The organism is Methanobrevibacter sp., assembly GCF_045603845.1.
In the GTDB taxonomy this organism is placed as follows: domain Archaea; phylum Methanobacteriota; class Methanobacteria; order Methanobacteriales; family Methanobacteriaceae; genus Methanocatella.
Window position 1 is genome coordinate 1 of record NZ_JAZUMY010000095.1, and the last position, 8,580, is coordinate 8,580.

Below are 8,580 nucleotides of genomic sequence, written 5' to 3' on the forward strand. Positions count from 1 at the left end.
ATGAAATATAAATGTTGCAACACCAATTTCAATTGCCCAAATCAGGTTCATCGCATAAGGTATCGAACTTACAGGAGCTGAGTCCAAATCAGACTTGATTGAAAAGGCAACTCCCAATGTTATTAAAAACAAACCAAAAATATAATTAAAAAAGCGTTTAAATGTTAATTCTTCACCGCTGAACTCCATAACTAATTATATAGTATAATATATTATTTAAAGTAATATTAGCACAAAAATGTACAATCTAAACGGAACTTAAATTGCCAACTAAATATTTAAAAAGTATAAAAATCAAATATTTAATTAGATTTAGAAATGCTAAATCTTTTTTTGTTTAATGGAGGAAAATCAATGGATGATATTTTATTAATGCTTCCAGGTCCAACAACAGTAGACCCTAGAGTCTTAGCTGCAATCTCAAAAGCTGTTGTAAATCACAGAGGAGCAAAATATGGAGAAATCTTGACTGAAACTACAGAATTAATGAGTAAAGTTTTCCAAACCCCAAATAAATCTTATTTATTAACCGGATCAGGTACTGCCGCAATGGAAACCGCTGTTGCAAATACAGTAGCACCTGGCGAAAAAATGTTGAATATTGTTGGTGGAAAATTCGGTGAACGTTTCATGAAAATAGCAAATACCCATGGAATCGAAACCCAGGAACTTGCTGTCGAATGGGGAACCGCAGTAACACCAAAACAAATCGCAGAAGCTCTTGATGAAAACGAAGACATCAAAGCAATTACCGTTGTACACAATGAGACTTCCACCGGTGTGGCAGCACCTATCGAAGAAATCGGTAAAGTCATGAAAAACTACGATGCATTATACATTGTAGATACCGTATCCTCCCTTGGTGGAGACTACGTTGACGTTGAAAAATTCGGAATCGACGTTTGTGTAACTGGATCACAAAAATGTTTGGCTGCACCACCTGGAATGGCAGCAATCACCTTAAGCGACGACGCATGGAAAGCAGTTGACAACGTTGAAACCAACACTTTCTACTTAGACCTGAAAGCTGCAAGAAAAAGCGGAGACAAAACTCCTCCTGAAACTCCTTACACCCCATCAGTTTCATTAACCTATGCAATGAATGAATCTTTAAAAATAGTTATGGAAGAAGGACTGGAAAACAGGGTTGCACGTCACCACAAAGCAGCAAAAGCAAGTGTCGCAGCTGTAAAAGCATTAGGCTTAGAATTATTCGCAGACGAAGCAGTATCATCTGCAACCGTAACTGCAGTCAAAATGCCTGAAGGCGTTACTGACGCTGAATTCAGAGGAACCACCCGTGACAAATACGGCGTAGAATTAGCCGGAGGACAGGACCACTTAAAAGGAAATGTCTTCAGAATAGGCCACATGGGATGCATTTCCTACAAGGAATTAGTACAAACCTTTGCAGCTATCGGAATGACCTTAAAAGGTTTAGGTGCAATTGAAGACGCTGGTGCAGGTGTTGCATCAATTACAGAATCATACTTATGATTCTAACCCTTTCTTTTTTTATTTATAAGAGGAATTGTTAATTCCCATTAACTTACTTTTCCAAGATTATTGAAATCTTTAATGATGTTGTTGGCAATGGAAAATGCATATTCAATATCTTCGAAAACCCAATTTTCATATTCTTGTGAATATTTGCTAGGTTTTTTGAGATAATAATCTGATTGATGCCTTAGTTTTTTCAAATCTATGATATCATCAGAAATTTTTTGATTAATTTTATTATCAAAAGGGCCTTTGCTTTTAATATACCTAGGCATTCTAGAATGTTCCCCAGGTGCATATGAAACATATCCAGTATTATCAGTGAGCCATTGCCTAACACAAAGAAATACTGCATAATATATTCTACCATAGATATTTCTTTTTACAGCAGATTCGGATGATTTGAATTTATCTTCCATTGAAGACAGCTATTCTGCTAAATGTAAGAAATCCAATGCCTTAAAATCCTCAAATGAATCAAACATAGTACTCACCCGCAATATTGACACACAAATACATTGAATTCATCACATCATCAGAAAAATTTGATTTTTCACAAAAATCAAATAAATCATCAATAATTTTGAAATATAACTTTTTTTGCGTTTTAAAATCCAATTTACGATTATATCTCACATAAAATTCTATTGCAGGGTTTCCTTCCTCATCGTGGTTTGATCTGTGACAGCTAATTAGACAGTCAAATTTTGGAATAATATCCTCATTGATGTGTTTTTCAATAGCTATGTAAGGGTCAAAACCGTGATGAGAAATAATATCATTCAAATTTTTCTCAACATACATTTTATCACCTTCTCAAAATTGGTTAAATATAGCTATTACCTACATCATAGTTTGTTTCAAGAAATATTTTAATCTATTTGAAGTGCGACTGCGTGAAAATATTAACTCTTTATATATGAATTCATTTTTTAACAAAATATTTAAAACACAACATCCAAACTTAATATTAATTTATTAGGATGTGAATATAATGGCTGAAAATATAAAAACAACTGTTGAAGAATTACGCAGACTTATCAATGTTGATAATGTAATCGGTTCACCTATTGAAACCGAAGATAAAATTCTCATTCCTGTCATGAGAATGGGAGTGGGCTTTGGTGCCGGAGAAAGCCTTTTAGGAAATGAAGGAAATGATGTTGCAGGTGCAGCAGCAGGTGTGGAACCTATTTCAATGGTAATGATTCCTAAAAAAGGAAATGACGCTGAAGGTGTTCGCGTACTTGACTTGAGTAAAGGAACCGAAACCAACAAGGCCTTATCCGACTTAGGACTGATCATTACAGATTTGGTTAAAGGTTACATGGATACCATGAACAGCGGCGAATACGTGAATGAAGAGGAATTTATTGAACCTGAATTTACAACCTACGATGAAGAAACAGAAGAATAGGACTTATATTTTATGTTAAACATCCTATTGATGATTATCCTATTAATCATCATACTTATTTTTATTATTCTACTTTTTGGCATTAGACTGCATGTTAAATGGCTTAAGATAGATAATGAATATGACGGATGTATAAAAATACTTATTTTTAAGAGATTAACCGTTTACACCTATAACCTGGAATCAGACGATGATGATGACGATTTTGATGAAGAGGACAGGGAAAGGGACTTCAAAAAACTTCGTGAACTGGCCAAGCCATGTCTTGGTGATTTGAAAGAGTATTTGCATGATGTTCTGGATGCTGTAAGCATCAACAGAATTGAAAATCATCTTGTTATCGGCTTTTCAAACTTCGCCAAAACCGGAGAGTATATCGGATACATCTGGGCGATATTTTCAATAGCTATGGGAATCCTGCCGAATACCCGTCTGAGCGCCGAACCCTCATTTAAAGGAGAAGTTTTAAACCTCAAAGGACACTTGAACATTGACATCAGCATTTTGAAACTTGTGATTCCGACAGCGAGACTGCTTTTGAAAAGACACGTGAGAGCATTAATAAGAGGTGTTTTGGATGGATAACTTCAGACAAGCCATAAATGACATATTCGAAATAGAAGAAATTGATAAAATACTCTTCAAGCCGATTGAAATAAGTCCCGACAAAACAGTTTACTTTGCATTTTGTGAAAGCCAGAAGATCATGTTTGACAGGTTGACATCCGTTGATTTAAAGCCTATCTGCTTTATTTTAAAAATGGGTGGTGAATACCATTACTGTCCGTTGAATGATGAGGAAATAAACGAAAAAGCAGTAAAAGAATTTGTTTTGAAATACATTTAATATGATTATCAAAGAGCCATATATTTTTTGAAAACATAAAAAACATAAGGAACATAAATTTTTTTTATGTTTTATATGTTTTTATCAAAACCTTCAAAATAGCATTATAATTCAGTTTTTCACTAAAAAAAATAATGTGAGGAAATATTCACTCAGGAAGAGGGATATTTTCCTTATCTACTTTGATTTCAACAACCAGAGGACCTTTCAAATCCTTTTCAAGGAAATATTCAAGATCAAACAGGGTCGTTATCCTGACCGCATCGATTCCATATGATGAGGCAAGTTTTAAAAAGTCTGGATTAGCCAAATCTGTCTGATAGGCATCCATATCATAGAAATCCTCCTGCCATTGCCTGATGATTCCGTATTCCGAATTGTTGAGAATAAACACTATAACATCAAGATTATTTTCTTTAAGCGTTGCAAGCTCCTGGAGATTCATCTGGAAATCTCCGTCACCGTTAATTACAATAATCTTTTCGCCTGTTGCAATTGATGCACCAATTCCTGCGGGAAGGCCATATCCCATCGGTGCGGTTGCTGCAGGGAATAAAAAGTGGTTTGGCTTTTTGGCATTATAAAGCAAGGTTGTCCATGTGGTATGTGATCCCGCATCGGCAACGATTATATTATCATCAAAGCATTCAAGAATCCTTTTTATTGCAGCTTGAGGCTTCATCTCATCATCGACACCTTCAACAGTTATTTCATTGTCAATTGCCAGTAATTCATCAATCCAGTCAACCTTTTTGAACTCCAGTGTCATTATGACCTCTTCTACATCACCCTGAATCTGGTATTTGCCCTTAAGGACATCCTTGTTTATGTTTACGTGAATAAATCTGTCCTCATCGATTTGGGGAAATGTCCTTTCACTTGCAATTGATCCCAGTGCGATTATACAGTCAGACTCTTCAATAGCTTTTCTGGCTCTTGGAGTACCTCTTATTCCGACCAGTCCCAAATTAATCGGTTCGTCTTCTGCAATGATTCCTCTTGCATTGTAAGTGGTCGTTACAGGAATCTTATACATTTCAGCAAGCATTTTGATGTTTTCAGCCTGCGGGATGGCACCTGCACCCAAAACAAACAATGGTTTTTCAGCTTTCATGATTAATTCCTGAGCTGATTCAAGTGAGGACATGTCGCTTTCACACAGATAGCACAAATCAAAGTCCTGGAAATCCTCGCTTAAAAGCACGTCCCTTGAGAGGTTGATATGAATCGGTCCTTTAGGGTTGTTCTTAAGGCCATATAATGCTGCTTTTAAGGCATATATTGCCTCAGTACCGTTGAGCGGAGAGTAATTTTCATAAGTGATATTGGCGAAAACATCCCTTAAAGGCAGAGACTGAAACATGTTCTTATCCCTTTTGTCCAAATCATTGTCACCTGTCAGGATAAGCATCGGGATGTTGTCCTTGTATGCTGCTGCAGTTGCCATGACCATATTCAATGCGCCCGGAGCTGCAGTTGCCATACACACCCCTATTGTGTCGGATGTTCTTGTAAATGCATCAGCCGCATGGGCGGCGGCCTGTTCATGCCTCATAAGAACGTGGATTATGTCAGAACCCGCCAGTGCCTTATACATAGGCATTATCTGCTCGCCGGGAATTCCGAAAATATGTGTTATTGCGTTTTCTTCAAGGATTTCAACAAGTCTTTCGGCGACGTTCATTTCTCCTCCTCCTGATATGATCCGTCGTATTCTCCGGAGCCTTCAACATCAAATACGACTGCCTGGGCAATCCTGTCGCCGGACTTGATTTTGTATTCAAAGTCTCCGTGATTGTAAATCATGAACATCAGCGTTCCGTAAAATCCGGGGTCTCCCACAGCGGTCTGGACTGATATGAATGACCTTAACAGAGTTGACCTTGGAAGGTAAAGCATAGTGTATCCTTTAGGGATTTTAACTTTCCTTTTTATGCTTGCCAGATATGCAGTATGTGGCTTTAAGGTGTAAATAGGACCTTCAAGCTCTTCCAATTCAGGCAGGTTCTTTTCATTGTCAATCAGTGACCCGCCAGATGTCTGTCTGTAAATCTTATCCAATTCCAAATCGATTCCGGAAGGCTGCACCAAATCAGCGAAATCCGGAAAAACCTTAACAAGTTCATTTTCACCAAGCATGAGAACATCTCCTATTCAAGTTAATTTTTATATCAGATATGTTAAATAATTAATTGGAGGATTGAAAAAAATGCCTGTAATTACAATTGCCGGAAACGATGGAATAAGTGTTGAGAAAAAAAGAGAAATGGTTAAAAAGGTATCTGAGACAGTTGCCGAAGCATATGACCTTCCTGTAGATGCCATAACCGTTTTGGTACAGGCCTATCCAAAAGAAAGCATTGGAGTGGCCGGAGAACTCTTAAGTGACAAATAATCACTTAACTACCATTAATTAACAATCACCATATTTTACCACATAATGCAATGTGTGTTTTCAGCATTATAATGGAATTTCCATTACCTCATAAGTCAATGAAATTGAACAAAGGAGATTACCCATATTAATCACCTAATGTTTTTTCTTATTGGACATGTTCCATTAAATCGAACAAACATCATTCCATAGAACAAATATAATAATTCCATCCAATTGGACATGTTCCATGAAATCGAACATATTCTACATAATAATCATATTGAACAAATATGAATACTATTCAATATATTGAATGATAACATATAAAAGAGCATTCAATATAATGTGCATAAGAAAAAAATTAACTCAAAAAAATGGAATATTTCCATAATTTTACAACAAACTTACCATTTATATCAAAAAAGAAAAGAATGGAGAGTAAATCCCCATCATGAAGTTATGCTAATTTTATTTTCAATAACAGCATCACCATAGCTGGAAGTGATTATATACTCCCCCGCCTGCAGGTTATTGTTGAGTTTCACATCTACCATGTTATAAATCACTCCATTGATGGTGAATGTAATATTATGGTTTACATAGAATTGTCCTGGCCGTCCACAGGATTTGTGGAACCAGATATTTATAAATCCAACTATATAATGTAAAAATAGATTGTGAACTAAATATTAAAGATTTAAAAAAAATTAAAGGGTCTGAATAAAACTATTCAATATTTACCATTTTTTTGACTTCCAATAGGAAATCTGAACAGATATTTCTTTTTTCACGTGCAAGATTTTGACTAATGTCATCCCGATTATAATAATCTATTTCATTTCTCAAAGATCCGGAACTTGCAAGACCTTTATGGAATCTTTTATCCAATTCACCTGTTTCGACATAATGAACTTGAATCATATTAATAGTTCCTTCATGAGTTTTAGTGGTGATATCCTTTTTTAAAAGTAAAATTTTGGCAAGTGCATACATAGAATAATAGAAATGAACAATAGACTCAATATAAAATCCTGAATCAAAAAGCAATTTTCCAGCATCATATTATCGTTGAGCCGTACGATATAAGTCAGTAATCTCCGACAAGTAAAACACCTTCTTCACGGACACTTGTTAAAAAAGAATAATCTTTAGTGCGATTATAAAATTCTTCAGTCATAATATGAGCTGAAACAACTTCAAGATATTTAGCATTAATATTGAAAACTTCCTCATCAACAATACCGTTAATCTTTTCTCTTGATGGAGTGACAATTAAAATATCTATATCTGATTCTTCGGTATCATCATGACGAGCAACAGAACCAAATAATATTATGCGTATGATATCTTCAGATTCTATAGCATTAGCAAATTCATAAGCAATCTTAATTCTATTATGCATTATAATCACCAACGATTATGAGATAATACCTAATATACACTTCATCAATAATAAATATTTTCAAACAGAAATAGATGAAAAAATACAGATACACACTTAATGACATTTAAAATCCTATATTTTGATTATAAAACTATTTAAAAACAAAATCACATTCAAAAGCCCAACAGATAATATTAACCGGAAAAATTAAAAAAGAATAAAAATGGAGATTAAATCCCCATCATGAAGTTATGGTAATTTTATTTGAAATTACGGCATCAGCATAGCTGGAAGTGATTATATACTCCCCTGCCTGCAGGTTAATATTGAGTTTAGCATCACCATTCGCATCAGTTGTACGATTGTAGATAACTTCTTTGATGTTGAATGTAATATTCTGGTTTGCATACGGATTTCCCTGGCCGTCCACAAGATTTGCTGTGAACTGAGACTTGTCGCCGTAGGTCATGTTCAAATCATTTCCTGTAAGTGTAGGAAGTACATGAACATTGTTTCCTTCGCTGCAGCCATCATAATAACTAGTTATGATGTAATCTCCAGGATTCAAGTTAATGTTCAATTTGGCGTGTCCTGTTTCATTGGTTGTTCTGTTGTAGAACACTCCGTTGATGTTGAATGTAACTGTTTCGCCTGCACCAGCATAGCTTCCGTCATCTGCAACTGCCCGAACGACAAACTGGGCATCATTTCTGAAGTATTTTGTCAGATCACTAGTTTCAAGTTTGTAAATGACCGTAATGTTGTTTGATTTCATCTCACCCGTAACCGGATTGGTTGCCGTTAGAATATATGATCCTTTTCTGAGGTTTATGTTAATTGTAGCCCAGCCGGACACATTGGTAGTACGGTTATAGATTACACCATTTATGTTAAAGCTAACTGTAGTGTTTGTCAGATTGTTGCCGTTTCCATCAAGGAATAATGCATTATATTGAGTGCCGTTTCTGAATACCTTAACAACATCTTCCGCATATATAGTGGATTTTACTATAACGTCAACAGTCTTTGAAATTCCATAATCAGGAACTTCAACA

Annotated in this window: 11 protein-coding genes and 2 pseudogenes; 5 read left to right on the top strand and 8 right to left on the bottom strand. The window is 35.5% G+C overall.

Annotated features, from left to right (window positions below; genetic code table 11):
* Positions 1 to 189: pseudogene (locus ACKI2W_RS09380) on the bottom strand (hypothetical protein); the annotation flags it as partial.
* A gap of 165 nt (positions 190 to 354) precedes the next feature.
* Here ACKI2W_RS09380 and ACKI2W_RS09385 point away from each other — a divergent pair.
* Positions 355 to 1,497 carry a pyridoxal-phosphate-dependent aminotransferase family protein gene (locus ACKI2W_RS09385; RefSeq protein WP_407381484.1) on the top strand — a complete coding sequence of 381 codons (1,143 nt, stop codon included), beginning with the start codon at positions 355 to 357 and terminating at the stop codon, positions 1,495 to 1,497.
* A 47-nt stretch (positions 1,498 to 1,544) separates the two neighbouring features.
* On the opposite strand, the gene ACKI2W_RS09390 is transcribed toward ACKI2W_RS09385, so the two are convergent.
* Positions 1,545 to 1,919: a hypothetical protein gene (locus ACKI2W_RS09390; RefSeq protein WP_407381486.1), complete on the bottom strand. Its 375-nt coding sequence runs from the start codon at positions 1,917 to 1,919 to the stop codon at positions 1,545 to 1,547.
* 58 nt (positions 1,920 to 1,977) lie between these two features.
* A complete protein-coding gene (locus ACKI2W_RS09395; protein WP_407381488.1) occupies positions 1,978 to 2,304 on the bottom strand; it encodes a hypothetical protein in 327 nt (108 codons plus the stop codon).
* 190 nt (positions 2,305 to 2,494) lie between these two features.
* On the opposite strand from ACKI2W_RS09395, the gene ACKI2W_RS09400 reads away from it, so the two are divergent.
* Genes ACKI2W_RS09400 through ACKI2W_RS09410 form a run of 3 tightly spaced genes read left to right on the top strand, consistent with a single transcriptional unit; the run spans position 2,495 to position 3,764 of the window.
* Entirely contained in the window at positions 2,495 to 2,917 is a 423-nt protein-coding gene (locus ACKI2W_RS09400) for a GerW family sporulation protein (RefSeq protein WP_407381490.1), read from the top strand.
* 12 nt (positions 2,918 to 2,929) lie between these two features.
* Positions 2,930 to 3,502, top strand: a complete 573-nt coding sequence (locus ACKI2W_RS09405) for a DUF2953 domain-containing protein (protein WP_407381492.1) — start codon at positions 2,930 to 2,932, stop codon at positions 3,500 to 3,502.
* Positions 3,495 to 3,764, top strand: a complete 270-nt coding sequence (locus ACKI2W_RS09410) for a hypothetical protein (protein ID WP_407381494.1) — start codon at positions 3,495 to 3,497, stop codon at positions 3,762 to 3,764. The genes ACKI2W_RS09405 and ACKI2W_RS09410 overlap by 8 nt, the downstream gene beginning before the upstream one ends.
* A gap of 148 nt (positions 3,765 to 3,912) precedes the next feature.
* On the opposite strand, the gene ACKI2W_RS09415 is transcribed toward ACKI2W_RS09410, so the two are convergent.
* Together ACKI2W_RS09415 and ACKI2W_RS09420 are read right to left on the bottom strand one after the other, a co-directional pair.
* Complete coding sequence (locus ACKI2W_RS09415; protein WP_407381496.1) at positions 3,913 to 5,448, bottom strand: thiamine pyrophosphate-binding protein; 1,536 nt, start codon at positions 5,446 to 5,448, stop codon at positions 3,913 to 3,915.
* The gene (locus ACKI2W_RS09420; protein WP_407381497.1) at positions 5,445 to 5,903 is read right to left on the bottom strand and encodes a dCTP deaminase domain-containing protein; all 459 of its coding nucleotides are present in this window, start codon (positions 5,901 to 5,903) and stop codon (positions 5,445 to 5,447) included. The genes ACKI2W_RS09415 and ACKI2W_RS09420 overlap by 4 nt, the downstream gene beginning before the upstream one ends.
* A gap of 70 nt (positions 5,904 to 5,973) precedes the next feature.
* On the opposite strand from ACKI2W_RS09420, the gene dmpI reads away from it, so the two are divergent.
* Positions 5,974 to 6,159 carry a 4-oxalocrotonate tautomerase DmpI gene (dmpI, locus tag ACKI2W_RS09425; protein ID WP_407381499.1) on the top strand — a complete coding sequence of 62 codons (186 nt, stop codon included), beginning with the start codon at positions 5,974 to 5,976 and terminating at the stop codon, positions 6,157 to 6,159.
* Positions 6,160 to 6,867: 708 nt separating this feature from the next.
* On the opposite strand, the gene ACKI2W_RS09430 is transcribed toward dmpI, so the two are convergent.
* The 3 genes and pseudogenes from ACKI2W_RS09430 to ACKI2W_RS09440 all read right to left on the bottom strand — a co-directional run.
* The gene (locus ACKI2W_RS09430) at positions 6,868 to 7,188 is read right to left on the bottom strand and encodes a HEPN domain-containing protein (protein ID WP_407381501.1); all 321 of its coding nucleotides are present in this window, start codon (positions 7,186 to 7,188) and stop codon (positions 6,868 to 6,870) included.
* A 40-nt stretch (positions 7,189 to 7,228) separates the two neighbouring features.
* Positions 7,229 to 7,543: a nucleotidyltransferase domain-containing protein gene (locus ACKI2W_RS09435; RefSeq protein ID WP_407381503.1), complete on the bottom strand. Its 315-nt coding sequence runs from the start codon at positions 7,541 to 7,543 to the stop codon at positions 7,229 to 7,231.
* 223 nt (positions 7,544 to 7,766) lie between these two features.
* A pseudogene (locus tag ACKI2W_RS09440) lies at positions 7,767 to 8,580 on the bottom strand (adhesin); the annotation flags it as partial.